The organism is Oerskovia sp. USHLN155 (assembly GCF_037145535.1).
GTDB lineage: Bacteria > Actinomycetota > Actinomycetes > Actinomycetales > Cellulomonadaceae > Oerskovia > Oerskovia rustica.
The window spans coordinates 227,863-242,975 of the sequence record NZ_JBBCXG010000004.1 but is presented as its reverse complement, the minus strand read 5'-3'; the positions used below and the strand labels follow the sequence as shown (position 1 = coordinate 242,975).

The following is a 15,113-nucleotide window of genomic DNA, read 5'->3' as shown; positions in this document are numbered from 1 at the left end:
ATGTCCCCGTCCTCTGTCGTCCCGCCCGGTGAATCCCCCGCACCGGGCGGGGCCTCCCCCCAGGTCGCCACGGGCCGCCGCGCCGACCCGCGCGGCCAGGACCCGGTGACCGAAGAGGTCCCGCTCACCGGCGGGACCGGGCCGTCGGGGGCCGCTGCGGCGCACACCACCGCGGCCCCCAGGCGGCGGATCGGCGAGTACGTCGTCGCCGGGGTCACCGTGGCGCTCGGCGTGTTCGTGATCGTCGACGCCGGGACCATCGTGGTCCCGGGGTCGGCGGGAACCATGGGCCCTCGCGCCTTCCCGTACCTCGTCGGCGGCCTGCTGCTGATCTCGGGCGTCCTCGTGCTGATCGGGCTCCTGCGCGGGAAGTTCGGCGAGGAGGACGACGGCGAGGACGTCGACCCGAACGTCAGGACCGACTGGAAGACGGTCGCGCTCCTCGGCGTCATCTTCGTGGCGCACGTCTACACGATCAACCTCGCCGGCTGGCCGGTGGCGGCGACGCTGCTCTTCGGCGGGTCGGCGATCGTGCTCGGCGCCCGCCCGTGGTGGCGCGCGATCGCGCTCGCCGTCGTCCTCGCGCTCGTCATCCAGCTCGTCTTCGGCGGACTGCTCGGCCTGTCGCTGCCCCCCGGCCCGTTCCTCGAAGGGGTGAGCTTGTTCCGTGGATAACCTCTCCGCACTGATGGAGGGCTTCGCGACGGTCGCGCAGCCCATGTACCTGCTCTACGCGCTGTTCGGCGTCTTCATCGGGACGGCGGTCGGCGTCCTGCCGGGCATCGGCCCCGCCATGACCATCGCGCTGCTCCTTCCCCTGACGTACTCGCTCGACCCGACGGCCGCGATCATCGTGTTCGCGGGCATCTACTACGGCGGCATGTACGGCGGGTCGACGACCTCGATCCTGCTGAACACCCCGGGCGAGTCCGCCTCGATCGTGACCGCGCTCGAGGGTCACAAGATGGCTCGGCTCGGACGCGGCGCCGCGGCGCTCGCCACGGCCGCGATCGGGTCGTTCGTCGCGGGCACCATCGCGACCGTGCTCCTGACGCTCGTCGCACCCGTCATGGCGAAGTGGGCGGTCCAGCTCGGCGAACCCGACTACTTCGCGCTCATGATCGTCGCCTTCATCACGGTGGGAGCGCTCCTCGGCAAGTCGGTCTCGCGCGGCATGGTCGCCCTGGCCCTCGGCCTGTTCCTGGGGCTCATGGGCACGGACACACTGACCGGGCAGCAGCGCTTCACGTTCGGCGTCCCGAACCTCGCCGACGGTCTCAGCGTCGTCATCGTCGCCGTGGGCCTGTTCGCGGTGGGCGAGGCGCTCTACGTCGCCTCTCGCCTGCGGCACGGACCGGTGCACGTCATCCCGGTCGAGAAGGGGTGGCGCTCCTGGATGAAGCCCGAGGACTGGCGCCGCTCGTGGAAGCCCTGGCTCCGCGGCACCGCGATCGGCTTCCCCGTCGGGACCATCCCGGCCGGTGGCGCCGACGTGGCGACGTTCCTGTCGTACGCGACCGAGCGCAAGCTCGCGGGCAAGCACAAGGACCAGTTCGGCAAGGGCGCCATCGAGGGCGTCGCAGGCCCGGAGTCGGCGAACAACGCCGCGGCCTCGGGCGTCCTCGTCCCGCTCCTGACCCTGGGGCTCCCCACGACGGCGACCGCTGCCATCATCATCGTCGCGTTCCAGTCGTACGGGATCCAGCCGGGTCCGATGCTCTTCCAGACGCAGTCGTCGCTCGTGTGGGCGCTCATCGCGAGCCTCTACGTCGGCAACCTCATGCTGATCGTCCTGAACCTGCCGCTCGTCGGCATGTGGGTCAAGGTCCTGCAGATCCCCCGGCACTACCTGTACGCGGGCATCCTGCTGTTCGGGGCGCTCGGGTCCTATGCGCTCAACTTCTCCCCGATCGACGTGCTCATCCTGCTCGTCATCGGTGTGGTCGGCTTCTTCATGCGGCGCTACGGCTACCCCGTGGCCCCCATGGTGGTCGGCATGATCCTCGGCCCCATGGCCGAGGACCGCCTGAGGCGCTCCCTGACCATCAGCCAGGGAGACCTCTCCTACCTCGTGACGAGCCCGTTCGCGGCCACCGCCTACGTCTCGATCCTGGTGATCGTGGGCCTCGGCCTGTGGCTCAAGAGCCGCGAGAAGCGTGCCAACGCCGAGCTGTCCCGGCTCGGCGAGGAGATTCGTGAAGAATCCCAGTCGCAGGAGGTGAACTGATGACCGTCGTCCTCGCCTACGCGCCCGGCGACCTCGGCACCGCCACCGCTCGCTCAGCGGGCCGGTCGGCCGCGCTGCTCGGGTCGAAGGTCGTGATCGTCAACGCGACCCGGGCGGACCGGCTCGTCGACCCCCGGTGGGCCGACGAGGCCGAGCTGGCCCACGTCATCGAGATACTCGACGAGGCGCAGGTCGGCCACGAGGTGCGCCACCTGAAGTCCGGCGCCCTGCCGGCCGACGTGGTCCTCGAGGTCGCGGAGGAGGTCGCCGCCGAGCTCATCGTCGTCGGCCTGCGTCGCCGGACCCCGGTGGGCAAGCTCGTGCTCGGTTCGACGCCTCAGCAGATCCTCCTCCGGGCGAACTGCCCGGTCCTGGCGGTCAAGGCCTGAGGCGTCCACGGACCGCCGCCCCGGTACCCCGAGCTGGTCGGGGGGCCGGGGCGGTGCGCTGTCCGGGGGAGGGGCGGCGGGGTCGCCCACGGGCGGCAGGACCACCGGTCGGCACGCCGTCCCTCGAGCAGGACCGCCTGCCGGAGGACGGCTCAGATGCGGTCGACGAGGTCCGCGATCGAGTCGACGACCTTGCTGGGCCGGAACGGGAAGGTGTCGACCTCGTGGAGCTTGGTCGAGCCCGTCATGACGAGGTACGTGTAGAGCCCCGCCTCGATGCCCGCGACGACGTCGGTGTCCATGCGGTCGCCGATCATCGCGGTCGTCTCGGAGTGCGCGTCGATCCGGTTGAGCGCGGACCGGAACATCATGGGGTTGGGCTTGCCCACGAAGTAGGGCTCGCGCCCCGTCGCTGCCGTGATCATGGCCGCGACCGCGCCCGTGGCGGGCAGCGGTCCCTGCTGCGAGGGGCCGGTCGTGTCCGGGTTGGTGCAGATGAAGCGTGAGCCGCCCAGGATCAGGCGCACGGCCTTGGTGATGGCCTCGAACGAGTAGGTGCGCGTCTCGCCGAGGACCACGTAGTCGGGGTCGGACTCGGTGAGCGTGTAGCCGGCCTCGTAGAGGGCCGTCGTGAGGCCCGCCTCGCCGATCGCGTACGCGCTGCCGCCCGGGACCTGGTCGCTCAGGAACTGCGCCGTGGCCAGCGCGGACGTCCAGATCGACTCCTCGGGCACCTCGATGCCCGAGGTCGCGAGGCGCGCACGCAGGTCACGGGCCGTGAAGATCGAGTTGTTCGTGAGGATGAGGAACGGGCGCTCCTTGTCCCGCAGGGCCCGGATGAACTCCGGGGCGCCGGGGATGGCGTGGCCCTCGTGGACGAGCACGCCGTCCATGTCGGTGAGCCAGCTCTCGATCACGCGGGTCATCGGTGGTCCTCTCCTGGGGTGTGCTCGACGGTGCCCGTCGACGTCTCGGGCCCCGACGCCGGGGCGGTGCTCGGGTCTGCGGGGGCCGCAGCGGCCTCGCCGCTGGTCGCCGTGGCGGGCGTCGCGGAGGCGGTGGCGAGCTCGGAGACGGTCGCGGCGTCCACCAGGGCGCCCGTGCCCTCGGCCCTGACCCGCCGGGACTCCCGGCGGGCGCGCAGGACCTCGATCACGACGGGGATCACGGAGATCGCGACGATGAGCACGAGGATCGTCTCGATGTGGTCGTTGACGAACTGGACGTTGCCCAGCCAGTAGCCGAGGAGCGTCACGCCGACGCCCCAGACGAACGCGCCGATCAGGTTGTAGACCACGAACGTGCGGTAGCGCATGCCGCTCATGCCGGCGGCGACGGGGGCGAACGTCCGCAGGAAGGGGACGAACCGCGCGAGGATGACCGTGCGACCGCCGAAGCGCTCGAAGTAGTCGTGCGCCTGGTCGATGTACTTGGTCTTCAGGACGCGGGCGTCGGGCTTGAAGAGCCGCGGACCGATCTTGTTCCCGATCAGGTAGGCGAGCTGGTCCCCCAGGAACGCGGCGGCGAAGATCATGCCGCACACGAGCCAGATCGACAGGTTCAGCTCGTCCTGTGCGACCAGGAGGCCCGCGGTGAAGAGCAGCGAGTCACCGGGCAGGAACGGGAACAGCAGACCGGTCTCGATGAAGACCACGGCGATGATGCCGAACACCGCGTAGACGCCGAAGCGTTCGATGAACCCGCTGATCATGTTCCGCGCGTCGAGCCAGTCGGGCCCGAGGGCGACCACGTGGCTCCCGTCGACGGCAGAGAGCGCGGCCGTGGCGTCGGGCAGCGTGGACGTGAGCAGGTCGGTGAGCACGCACCCAGCGTAGTCGGCGCGCCGTCGCGCGGGCCCGGACCCACGTGGCGCGACCGTGAACATCGTGGGGGGATAGCCCGGCCCGGCCCGGCCCGGGTACCGAGCGGGGCCGGGGAGAATGGGGAGGTGACCGAGACCTCCGCGCACCGCACGCCGTCCGACGCACCGGGAGCGGACACCGCCGACACCCCCGCACACCGCGGCGAGGACGAGGTCGAGGTGGGCGTCGGCCCCTGGCCCGGCGGTAGGGCCGCGTGGCCGACCGACCCGCGCTACGACGTCGAGCTCCTGGAGCACGGCGACCGCCGCAACGTCGTGGACGCGTACCGCTACTGGACGGTCGAGGCCGTCGTCGCGGACATGGACGCGCGCAGGCCGCGCGACCGGCGCCTGCACGTCGCGATCGAGAACTGGGGCCACGACCTCAACATCGGCTCGGTCGTGCGCACCGCGAACGCGTTCAACGCGGCCGGGGTGCACATCGTGGGGCGTCGCCGCTGGAACCGTCGCGGCGCCATGGTCACGGACCGCTACCAGCACGTGAGCCACCACCCGCAGGTCGAGGACCTGCTGGCCTGGGCCGCGGACGCCCGCGGCGGCGCGGGCATCCCCGTCATCGGGATCGACAACGTGCCGGGCTCGATCCCCCTCGAGGGGTACGCGTTCCCGCCCGAGTGCGTGCTGCTGTTCGGCCAGGAGAGCACGGGCCTGTCGGACGAGGCGCGGGCGGCGAGCCGCGACGTCCTGCACATCACGCAGCACGGCTCGACGCGGTCGATCAACGCGGGCGCCGCGGCGGCGATCGCGATGCACGCATGGGTCACGCAGCACCTCACGATCTCCTGACGGGTAGGCCCCGCAGCCTGCTCCGTGAGACGTCCCAACCCGTGGTGACGAGCGTCCACCTGAGGGACGGGCGACACCCCCGGTAGGGATCCATGACAAAATCATGGGGATAACAGGGCGCGCGGCAGTGTCGTCGGCACCCACCTCCTTCCGTCATTGGAGTTCTGCAGATGGCTATCGCAACCCCCGAGGTCTACGCCGAGATGATCGACCGCGCGAAGGCAGGCAAGTTCGCCTACCCCGCCGTCAACATCACGTCCTCGCAGACCGTGACCGCCGCCATTCAGGGCTTCGCCGAGGCCGAGTCCGACGGCATCATCCAGGTCTCCGTCGGTGGCGCCGAGTACGCGTCCGGCTCGACGATCAAGGACCGCGTGACCGGTTCGCTCGCCCTCGCGGCCTACGCGACCGAGGTCGCGAAGAAGTACGACGTCACCATCGCCCTGCACACGGACCACTGCGCCAAGCAGAACCTGGACTCCTGGGTCCGCCCGCTGCTCGCGATCGAGGCCGAGCAGGTCAAGAACGGTGGCCTGCCCACCTTCCAGTCGCACATGTGGGACGGCTCGTCCGTGCCGCTCGACGAGAACCTGATCATCGCCGAGGAGCTCCTCGAGCTCTCGGTCGCCGCGCGCACCATCCTCGAGATCGAGGTCGGCGTCGTCGGTGGCGAGGAGGACGGCCACACGGCCGAGATCAACGACAAGCTCTACACGACGGTCGAGGACGGTCTCGCGACGGTCAAGGCTCTCGGTGCGGGCGAGAAGGGCCGCTACCTGACGGCCCTCACGTTCGGCAACGTGCACGGCGTCTACAAGCCGGGTGCGGTCAAGCTGCGTCCGTCGATCCTCGCGGACATCCAGAAGGCCGTCGGCGACGCCATCGGCAAGGAGAACCCGTTCGACCTCGTCTTCCACGGTGGCTCGGGCTCGACGCTCGAGGAGATCACGGAGGCCGTGGACAACGGCGTCATCAAGATGAACATCGACACGGACACGCAGTACGCGTTCACGCGTCCGGTCGTCGACCACATGTTCCGCAACTACGACGGCGTCCTGAAGATCGACGGCGAGGTGGGCAACAAGAAGGCCTACGACCCGCGTGCCTGGGGCAAGCTCGCCGAGGCCGGCATGGCTCAGCGCATCGTCGAGGCGTCGCAGCAGCTGCGTTCCGCGGGCCAGAAGATCCGCTGAACCCGGTGAGCCGCCCACCAGGGCGGTGACCCCGGCGGGACGTCCCGCCGTCTGAAGTGCCAGCAGGCCCCGGTCCGTCAGGACCGGGGCCTGCTGCGTGTCGTCCGGGGCGCGGGTGCCCGACGGCGGAGCGTGGGCCGGGCGGGCCGCGTCAGCGGTCGGTGCGCGGGAGGCGACGGCTCCCGTTGAGGTGCGTGACGCCGTCGGGCAGGTCGAAGCCGGGGTCCTCGTCGACGATGTCGAGCATGTCCCCGATGCGCGTGACCTCCAGCAGGAACCGCACCGTCGGCGGGGCGCGCAGCACCCGGACCCGGTGCGGGCCGCGGGTCGCGAGCCGCGCGAGGAAGGCGACGCCCGAGGAGTCCATGAAGGTCACGTGATGGGCGTCGATCTCGACGGGCAGGCCCGTGGCCTCGGCGTCGGCCGTCGCGTCCAGGAGGTCGGCGCCGAGATCGGCGTCGATCTCACCTGACAGGACGATCCGTGCCCGGGTCGCCCCGACGATGACGTGGACGCTCGCAGGATCGGCCTGGTCCGTGACGACGCCGCTCGCCCCGAGTTCGGGGTCCTCGGGCTCGCTACCAGCCGTGGTGTTACCGTCGCGCACGTTGCTCCTCCCAGCGTGGACCGGACCCGCACAGGTCTCGGAGATCACCAATCTACGGTTGAATGTCCACTCGGGACAGTAACGCGCTCACGGCAGTGTCGTTCGGAGGTGGAAATGGTCGGCTCGTCGAGCCTGGGTCTGGGCTCCTGGGGCCACGTTCCGCGTGCCGGTGGGACGTCGCTGCCGGACGGCGGGGCGGAGACTCTCGCCCGTGCCGTCCAGCGCGCGGGCGTCGCGGCGTTCCTCCTGGGACCGGCCTCCGCGGGCATGCCCGTGCTGTGGGTCAACGACGCGTTCAGCAGGCTCACGGGCTTCTCGACCGACGAGGTCGTCGGGCGTCGGCCGCAGTTCCTGTCGGACGTCCTCGCGGACCAGTCGGAGGCCGAGCACTTCCGGGCCGGCGTCCTCGAGGGGCGCGAGGTCAAGCGCACCGTGGAGCACGAGCGCCACGACGGGTCGATGATCTGGGTGCAGCTCACGCTCGCGCCCGTCGACGAGGCCGGTGGCGAGGTCGGGCACTGGGCGGGCTCGATGGTCGACGTCACCGAGCACGTCGACCGGTCGGCGGCCCAGCTCGCGTCGCTCGAGCTCGAACGGCGCAAGCGCGCGGGGCTCGCGATCATCACCGAGACCTCGGACCTGCTCAACGACCTGGACTACCCGCTCGCGCTGCGGGAGATCTGCGACGTCCTCGAGGGGGCGCTCGTGGAGTGGGCCGGCTTCTACATGAACGACGACGGGCTCCGGTTCGCCGAGGGCATCGACACCACGACCCCACCGAGCGGGCGAGGGCAGCGCCACGGCCGGTACATCGCGGACGGTGCGGGCATCGTCGAGGGGGCCATGGGGCAGACCGACGCGCTGGGCGACGCGACGGGGCCGGCCCTCCTGGTCCCGGGGACCGTGATCGACCTGCAGGACACCGTGCAGGACCTGCTCGACGGACGGATCGACGGTCCTGTCCGGCTCGACCTGTCGGCGGACTACCCGCAGTGGTCGGCGTCGGGCTGGCTGAGCCGGGACGTCCGGCAGCGCACCTCCTCGCTCGTGGGTGCGCCGCGCGAGGTGCTGCTCCACGCGATCGCGGGGCGCCGCCGCGTCCTGGGGGTGCTCGCGACGAGCGGGCTGCCCGCCTCGCCCGGCACGGTGTCGGACCCGGAGAGCGCCGACGCGGTCCTGCGCACGCTCGCGAGGCGGGCCGGTCTCGCGATCGACAACGTCCGTCTCTACGCCCGGGAGCACCGCCTCGCGGAGACCCTGCAGCGCGCGATGCTTCCCGAGCAGGCGGACGTGGCCGGGCTCGACGTGTGGACGTACTACGCGCCCAACTCCGAGCACGCCCAGGTCGGCGGCGACTGGTACGACGTCCTGCAGATCACGCCCGACGTGGTCGGGCTCGTCATCGGGGACGTCGTGGGGCACGACGTCGAGGCGGCCGCGGCCATGGGGCAGCTCAGGTCGGTCGTGCGGTCCTACGCGTACGAGCTCACGACGCCCGGGCCGGTCCTCGAGCGCGTGGACCAGCTCGTGGTCGGCATGCGCATCCCGCGGTCCGCGAGCCTCGTCTACGCGTCGCTCGTGCGGCACGACGAGCAGCCACCGTCCGAGGACGGCGTCGACGAGCACGGCACCGACGGGCCGGGCACGGACGAGACAAGCGCCGACGAGACAAGCGCCGACGAGGGCGCCACCGGGGACGCGCAGCGCTGGACGATCGAGTACTCACGGGCCGGGCACCTGCCGCCGCTGCTCCTGCGCGGCGGGGAGGTGACCCAGCTGAACGAGGCGGGCGGCTCGCTCGTCGGGTTCGGGGTCGGGACGCGCGCGACGGGACGGGCGGACCTGCAGCCGGGGGACGTCCTGCTCTTCTACACCGACGGTCTCATCGAGCGCCGGGACCGGGCGCTGCGCGTGGGCCTCGACGCCCTGGTCGAGGCGACCCGGGCGATCACGGCGATCGACTCCGCGGGCATCGGCGAGGAGCTCCTGTCGCGCCTCGCCGACGCCCCCGAGGACGACGTCGCACTCGTCGTGGTCCGTGTCCCGGACCCGGTGACGGACCCGGTGACGTCGGCCCTGAGCCCTCGCAGCCGCCGCTGGCTCCTGCCGAGCGAGCCCGCGTCGATCGGTCGGGCGCGGCACGCGGTCCTGCGCACCTGCCAGGCGTGGGACCTCGGCGACAGCGCCAACGCCGAGCTGGTCGTGTCCGAGCTGGTCGCGAACGGTGTCCTGCACGGGTGGGGGCACCTCGCGCTGCGGCTCTTCGACACCGGGGACGGTCTGCGCGTCGAGGTCGAGGACTCGAACCCTGCGCCGCCCGTGTCGACCGACGGGCACGTGCATCGCATGGGCGGGTTCGGGATGCAGATCGTCGAGCGCCTCGCGGACTGGGGCTGGCGTCCGGCCGGCTCGGGCAAGCTCGTGTGGGCCAGGCTGCGGTCGGCCGCGGAACGCGCGGACCGAGGGGCGAGGTCCGAGGGCGCCTGAGGGCCCGTCAGGCGGTCGCGCTCACCGGCGGGTCGCAGCGGTGGTCCGCGTCGATGCGGAACAGGTCGAGGGCCCCGCACACCTCGAGCACGAACAGGTCCCGGTCGTCGCAGCCGCGCAGGACGGTCGCCCCGCCGCGCTTGCGGCCGGAGTCGGCGAGCGAGATGAGGAAGGCCGCGCCGGTCGAGTCCATGAAGGTCACACGGCACATGTCGATCACGAGGAGCTGGCGGCGCAGTCCGACGACGCGGGCCGCGATCTCCGGGAACTGGTCACGTTCCGCGAGATCGAGGTCCCCGGCGATGACGAGCGTGGTCGTCGCGGGGGACGTGGAGATCTCGATCATGCTCATGACTCTAGGGTGCGGGGCGCCTCGTTGCACATGCGCTCGTCAGGAGCCTGCGAGAATCGCTGGATGTCTCACGCACCCACGCACCGCAACCTCCTCGACGGGCCTGCGCCCGTCCGCCTCCCGGCCGAGCCGGACGTCGACGCGGCGATCGCCCGGGGCGACGACGCGTTCGCCCTCGCCGGCGCGCACCCTGCCTCCTCGCTCCCGTGGGCCCTCCTCGCCGAGGCCACGCTGCGCGAGGGCGGCGAGCACGCGGCCGTCACGGCGTACGCGTTCGCCCGCACGGGCTACCACCGGGGGCTCGACGCGCTGCGTCGCGCCGGCTGGCGCGGTCAGGGCCCGATCCCGGCCGACCACGTGCCCAACCAGGGCTTCCTGCGGGCGTTGCTCGCGCTCTCGCGCGCGGCGTCGCTCATCGGCGAGGACGGCGAGGCCGAGCGCTGCGCCCAGTTCCTGGTGGACTCGGGGACGTCGGCCGACGAGGTCGGGGCCCTCGCGGGCTGATTCCCGCCCCGGCGCCTGCGGCGACCGGGGTGTGCCGGGCCGCCGGACGTCGGTCCGGGCGGTCGCCGGGCCCCGCTGCCGTGCTCCCTCCCGCCGCCCGACGGCGTCGCGCACGCTGCGTCGTCGGGCCGCGGGATGCTCCACGGTGGGCCGAGGGGCCCGCCGAGGTCAATGGCAGGTAAACTCGTCCAGGCTTCCGGGTGACTGCCGCCCGGACGCGCCTCGGGCCCGCGCAGGACCCGTCGGCGGTACGCGCCGTGCGTCGACCCCCGGTCGATGGTGCGCGACGCGGTCGCTCGCCGACCGGACAGTCCTGACGTACGTGCCGGTCGGTGCCGGTCCGTGACCCGGTCCGAGGAACAGGCAGTCTGAAAGTGGGGAATCCATGCCAGGCGTGGTGCTCATCGGTGCCCAGTGGGGCGACGAAGGCAAGGGCAAGGCGACCGACCTCCTCGGGTCGCGGGTCGACTACGTGGTCAAGTTCAACGGCGGCAACAACGCCGGGCACACGGTGGTCATCGGCGACGAGAAGTACGCCCTGCACCTGCTGCCCTCCGGCATCCTGTCGCCCGGGGTCACCCCCGTCATCGCGAACGGGGTCGTCGTCGACATCGAGGTCCTCTTCCAGGAGCTCGACGACCTGATCTCGCGCGGCGTCGACGTCTCGCGCCTTCTGGTCTCCGGCAGCGCCCACGTCATCGCGGGGTACCACCGCACGATGGACAAGGTCAGCGAGCGCTTCCTGGGCAAGCGCCGCATCGGCACGACCGGCCGCGGGATCGGGCCGGCGTACGCCGACAAGATCAACCGCGTGGGCATCCGCATGTGGGACCTGTTCGACGAGAAGATCCTCGCGGAGAAGATCGAGGGCTCGCTCGACCAGAAGAACCACCTGCTGGTCAAGGTCTACAACCGGCGCGCGATCACGGTCGACGAGACCGTCGAGGAGCTGCTGGCCTACGCGGACCGCGTCAAGCCGATGGTCGCGGACACCTCCCTGATCCTCAACCAGGCGCTCGACGCGGGCAAGAACGTCCTGTTCGAGGGCGGCCAGGCCACGATGCTCGACGTCGACCACGGCACCTACCCGTTCGTGACGTCGTCCAACGCGACGGCCGGCGGGGCGCTGACGGGATCGGGCGTGGGACCTACGAAGATCTCGTCGGTGATCGGCGTCATCAAGGCGTACACGACCCGTGTCGGCGAGGGCCCGTTCCCCACCGAGCTCTTCGACGAGATGGGCGAGTACCTGCTCAAGGCCGGTGGCGAGTACGGCGTGACCACGGGTCGAGCGCGTCGTTGCGGCTGGTACGACTCGGTGATCGCCCGCTACTCGAGCCGTATCAACGGCATCACGGACCTCGTCGTGACCAAGCTCGACATCCTCACGGGCATCCCCAAGATCCCGGTCTGCGTCGCGTACGACGTCGACGGTGTCCGCTACGACGAGATGCCGACCGACCAGACGGCGTTCCACCACGCGAAGCCGATCTACGCCGAGTTCGACGGCTGGACCGAGGACATCTCCGGCTGCCGGACGTTCGAGGACCTGCCGGCCAACGCGCAGGCGTACGTGCGTTCGCTCGAGGAGCTCTCGGGTGCGCGCGTCTCGGCAGTGGGCGTAGGGCCGTCGCGCGACGCGATCATCCCGCTGCACGACCTGCTGCACTGAGGGGGCGCCCCCGAGAGAGCATTTCCGGGACGCACGTACCGGTCTTGGCCCGTCCTCCCCTGGAGGGGACGGGTCGGAGCGGTCGTCTCGACCACGCCGAGGCCCTGTGCCCCGTTCGCCGTGAGGCGCGCGGAGCGCAGGGCCTCCGTCGTGCACGCTCCGCACATGTGACGTTCATCGCACGGCTTGTCAGAAACCGGACAGTGGTGCACAAGTTGCCCGGGTGAACCTGCTGGCGTGTCTTCACCACGAGAATTGTTCCCGGTATGGTATTGGCGTACCAAGAATGTCGAGAAAACGGCGCTTCTTGGGGTGACCGCAAGGAAGCTTCAGGGACGACGCCGGCCGTACGTCGCGCTCTCCCTGACCGAGAGACAGGTGTCGACGTCATGCAGGAATCACGCAGCCGCAAGATCAAGATCGGGCTCGCAGGTCTGGTCGTCCTCGGGGTCGGCGTCGCCGCGACCAGCGCTCTGTGGAGCGACAACGTCTGGTTCGCGGGTGACGTGTCCGCCTCGTCCTTCAACCTGGTGGGCTCGGTGACCGGTGCCGACACCGGCTTCCAGGAGGGCACCACCGAGAGTGTCGCGCTCACGATCCCCGTCGTCGAGGACCTCGCCCCCGGCGAGACCGTGACCCGGACCGTGTGGGTCAGGAACGCGGCGACCTCGACCCACGCTGCGGACCTCGTCGACACCCCCGTCGTGACGGTCACCGGTGACGCCGCGTCGTTCCTCACGGTCACGGCCGCCTACAACCCCACGGGGAGCGAGAACCCCGACGCGCTCGCGCCCAACGAGGTCGTCCCGGTCGACGTCACGTACCAGTTCACGAACCCCGACACGAGCGTCACGGGCCCGAACCAGGGCGCCATGGGCAAGGCCGCGAAGATCACGGTCCAGGTCACGGGTACCGAGGTGACTCCCTGACATGACGTCGACCCCACGCATGGCGCGCGCCGTCGTGGGGGTGACGACCCTCTGCGCGATGGGCGGCGCCTGGCTCCTCGGAGGAGCAAGCGCCGCCGTCGCCGTGGAGCTGCCCGCCAGGGCGTCGGCCGGGGAGGTGAGCCCCCTGCCACGGTCGTTCTCCTTCGACGGCATGTCGCCGGGCCAGACCCGATCGACCGTCGTCGACCTGGCCTCGACCCACGCGACCGACGGCTCCGTCGTCGAGGTCCGCGTCACGACGAGCGGGGAGCTCGCACCGTCGCTCAGCACCGTCGTCGAGGCGTGCCACGCCGCATGGGCCGACGGCGACTGCCCGACCGGCGCGGTCGTCCTCGTCGACGGATGGCGGGGCGGGCAGGCCGGGGCTGCGCACGAGGACGTCGTCCTGCCCGCGGGGGCCACGACCGCGCTCAAGGTCTCCGTCACGCTCGACGAGGACGTCCCTGCGGGGGCGACCGGCAGCATCCGGTACGACCTCGCGCTGCGCGGCGAGGCTGAGGGGACGCCGGGCACCGGGACCGACCCGTCGGGTACTGACGGGTCCGGCACGGCGGGCGGGACCGACGGCTCGGGGGCCGCCGGTGGCGGCTCGGGCACCGGTCCGCTCGCGCTGACCGGTGCGAACGTGTGGACCCTCGCGGCGCTCTCCGGGGCGCTGCTCGGGATCGGTGCGGCGCTCGTGCGCCGCCGACGACGAGAGGAGAGATCGTGACCGACCGAGCGACGACCCGTGTCCACCCGTTCTCTCCCGGTCGGCTGCGCGAGCGCGTGGCCGCGGTGCTCGCGTTCCTGCTCGTGGTCGTGACCGCCCTCTGGGCCGCCGGTGGTCCGCAGCCGACCGCCGCGGCCTGGACCGACGCCGTCCCTGCCCAGGGTGAGGTCGCGATCGCGACCGCCGGCATCCCGACCGAGGTCGCCACCGGAGCCGACTTCTCGTGCGCCCTCGTGAGCGGTGAGGTCTGGTGCACGGGGGACAACTCGGTGGGCCAGCTCGGGACGGGGGACACCACGTCGTCCGACGTGTTCGTGGGTCCCGTGCGTGGAGAGCTTCAGGGCCGGACCGTGCTCGACATCGACGCCGGCACGTCGCACACCTGCGCCACGACCGACGACGCCGTGTTCTGCTGGGGGCTCAACGACCAGGGCCAGCTCGGGGTCGAGGGGGTCGCGAGCTCGACCCTGCCGGTGCGCGTCCCGGCGCACGGCGACGAGTCGGCGGCCACCGACCTCGAGCTCGGTGCGTCGAGCTCGTGCGTGGTCGCCGCGGGCAAGGCCTACTGCTGGGGCGACACGCACACCCAGGTGGGCAGCACCGGCGCGCCGGTCCAGGTCTCGGGCGGTGCCCTGCCCGTGTCCGCGACGGTGACGGACGTCGGGGTCGGTGACGACTCCGCCTGCCTCGTCGCGGACGGCGTCCCCTACTGCTGGGGGAAGAACGCCCGGGGCCAGCTCGGAGACGGGACGACCGCCGAGAGCCTCACCCCGGTCAAGGTCGTGACGACGGGCGCGCTCGCGGGTTTCACGAGCGGCGACGTCTCGGTCGCCGACGAGTTCGCGTGCGTCATCGGGTCCGGCCCCGACAACGCCGAGCGGACCTTCTGCTGGGGCGACAACTCGGCCAAGCAGCTCGGACAGTCGACGAACGGCGCCCAGGTGGAGATGTCCTCGACCCCGCTCCAGGTGCGCGGTGCCCTGACCGAGCTGCGCTCGGCGCTCGTCGACCTCGGCGGAAAGACCGCCTGCGTGCTCGCCCACGACGGCGCCGCCTACTGCTGGGGCGACAACTCCTCCGCGCAGACCGGTGCCAACGAGGACGAGTGGAGCGTCCCGGTGGTGCGGGACAGGCCCGAGCGGATCCTGACCCGGCAGATGGGGGAGGACCGACTCCTGCAGACCGTCGACGTGTCGGTCGACCACGGGTGCACCCTGACGACGGGTGGCCGGGTCTTCTGCTGGGGCAGTGACGCCAAGGGGCAGCTCGGGATCGAGGGGGCCGCCGGGCCCGGCGCGCGCAAGGTCTTCCCCTGGGCGGCCACGCAGACCTGGTCGACCTGGGGATGACAC

The 15,113-nt window shown here is 71.6% G+C and carries 15 protein-coding genes; 11 read left to right on the top strand and 4 right to left on the bottom strand.

Annotation, left to right across the window (positions count from 1 at the left end; genetic code table 11):
- Genes WFH32_RS07435 through WFH32_RS07425 form a run of 3 tightly spaced genes read left to right on the top strand, consistent with a single transcriptional unit; the run spans position 1 to position 2,616 of the window.
- The gene (locus WFH32_RS07435) at positions 1-675 is read left to right on the top strand and encodes a tripartite tricarboxylate transporter TctB family protein (RefSeq protein ID WP_336706748.1); all 675 of its coding nucleotides are present in this window, start codon (positions 1-3) and stop codon (positions 673-675) included.
- Positions 668-2,227, top strand: coding sequence for a tripartite tricarboxylate transporter permease (locus WFH32_RS07430; protein WP_336706746.1), 1,560 nt, complete (start codon positions 668-670; stop codon positions 2,225-2,227). The genes WFH32_RS07435 and WFH32_RS07430 overlap by 8 nt, the downstream gene beginning before the upstream one ends.
- Complete coding sequence (locus tag WFH32_RS07425) at positions 2,227-2,616, top strand: universal stress protein (RefSeq protein WP_191795553.1); 390 nt, start codon at positions 2,227-2,229, stop codon at positions 2,614-2,616. The genes WFH32_RS07430 and WFH32_RS07425 overlap by 1 nt, the downstream gene beginning before the upstream one ends.
- 152 nt (positions 2,617-2,768) lie before the next feature.
- Here the strand turns inward: WFH32_RS07425 and WFH32_RS07420 are convergent, their stop codons facing one another.
- Together WFH32_RS07420 and WFH32_RS07415 are read right to left on the bottom strand one after the other, a co-directional pair.
- Positions 2,769-3,542 (bottom strand): HAD-IIA family hydrolase, encoded by a 774-nt coding sequence (locus tag WFH32_RS07420; RefSeq protein WP_030151063.1) that lies wholly within the window; start codon positions 3,540-3,542, stop codon positions 2,769-2,771.
- Complete coding sequence (locus tag WFH32_RS07415; RefSeq protein ID WP_336706744.1) at positions 3,539-4,438, bottom strand: DedA family protein; 900 nt, start codon at positions 4,436-4,438, stop codon at positions 3,539-3,541. Before WFH32_RS07415 ends, WFH32_RS07420 begins: the two co-directional genes overlap by 4 nt.
- Positions 4,439-4,564: 126 nt before the next feature.
- Here WFH32_RS07415 and WFH32_RS07410 point away from each other — a divergent pair, with 126 nt between their 5' ends.
- Together WFH32_RS07410 and fbaA are read left to right on the top strand one after the other, a co-directional pair.
- Positions 4,565-5,284 carry a TrmH family RNA methyltransferase gene (locus WFH32_RS07410; RefSeq protein WP_442946315.1) on the top strand — a complete coding sequence of 240 codons (720 nt, stop codon included), beginning with the start codon at positions 4,565-4,567 and terminating at the stop codon, positions 5,282-5,284.
- A 170-nt stretch (positions 5,285-5,454) separates the two neighbouring features.
- On the top strand, positions 5,455-6,477 hold the full coding sequence (fbaA, locus tag WFH32_RS07405) for a class II fructose-bisphosphate aldolase (RefSeq protein WP_030151060.1): 1,023 nt from the start codon (positions 5,455-5,457) through the stop codon (positions 6,475-6,477).
- A gap of 151 nt (positions 6,478-6,628) precedes the next feature.
- Here fbaA and WFH32_RS07400 read toward each other — a convergent pair whose 3' ends face one another.
- Positions 6,629-7,084 carry an STAS domain-containing protein gene (locus WFH32_RS07400; RefSeq protein WP_138826418.1) on the bottom strand — a complete coding sequence of 152 codons (456 nt, stop codon included), beginning with the start codon at positions 7,082-7,084 and terminating at the stop codon, positions 6,629-6,631.
- A gap of 114 nt (positions 7,085-7,198) precedes the next feature.
- On the opposite strand from WFH32_RS07400, the gene WFH32_RS07395 reads away from it, so the two are divergent.
- Positions 7,199-9,571 carry a SpoIIE family protein phosphatase gene (locus tag WFH32_RS07395; protein WP_336706742.1) on the top strand — a complete coding sequence of 791 codons (2,373 nt, stop codon included), beginning with the start codon at positions 7,199-7,201 and terminating at the stop codon, positions 9,569-9,571.
- 7 nt (positions 9,572-9,578) lie between these two features.
- Here WFH32_RS07395 and WFH32_RS07390 read toward each other — a convergent pair whose 3' ends face one another.
- Complete coding sequence (locus WFH32_RS07390; protein ID WP_030151057.1) at positions 9,579-9,917, bottom strand: STAS domain-containing protein; 339 nt, start codon at positions 9,915-9,917, stop codon at positions 9,579-9,581.
- A 69-nt stretch (positions 9,918-9,986) separates the two neighbouring features.
- Between WFH32_RS07390 and WFH32_RS07385 the strand changes: the two genes are divergently transcribed.
- The 5 genes from WFH32_RS07385 to WFH32_RS07365 all read left to right on the top strand — a co-directional run bounded on the left by WFH32_RS07385 (position 9,987) and on the right by WFH32_RS07365 (position 15,110).
- Positions 9,987-10,427 carry a DUF3151 domain-containing protein gene (locus WFH32_RS07385; RefSeq protein ID WP_336706740.1) on the top strand — a complete coding sequence of 147 codons (441 nt, stop codon included), beginning with the start codon at positions 9,987-9,989 and terminating at the stop codon, positions 10,425-10,427.
- Between the two features lie 385 nt (positions 10,428-10,812).
- Positions 10,813-12,099 (top strand): adenylosuccinate synthase, encoded by a 1,287-nt coding sequence (locus WFH32_RS07380; protein ID WP_138826414.1) that lies wholly within the window; start codon positions 10,813-10,815, stop codon positions 12,097-12,099.
- 389 nt (positions 12,100-12,488) lie between these two features.
- The gene (locus WFH32_RS07375; RefSeq protein WP_191795548.1) at positions 12,489-13,028 is read left to right on the top strand and encodes a hypothetical protein; all 540 of its coding nucleotides are present in this window, start codon (positions 12,489-12,491) and stop codon (positions 13,026-13,028) included.
- A gap of 1 nt (position 13,029) precedes the next feature.
- Positions 13,030-13,761, top strand: a complete 732-nt coding sequence (locus WFH32_RS07370) for an LPXTG cell wall anchor domain-containing protein (protein ID WP_336706736.1) — start codon at positions 13,030-13,032, stop codon at positions 13,759-13,761.
- Positions 13,758-15,110, top strand: a complete 1,353-nt coding sequence (locus WFH32_RS07365) for an RCC1 domain-containing protein (protein ID WP_191795546.1) — start codon at positions 13,758-13,760, stop codon at positions 15,108-15,110. Before WFH32_RS07370 ends, WFH32_RS07365 begins: the two co-directional genes overlap by 4 nt.
- Positions 15,111-15,113: the final 3 nt, after the last annotated feature.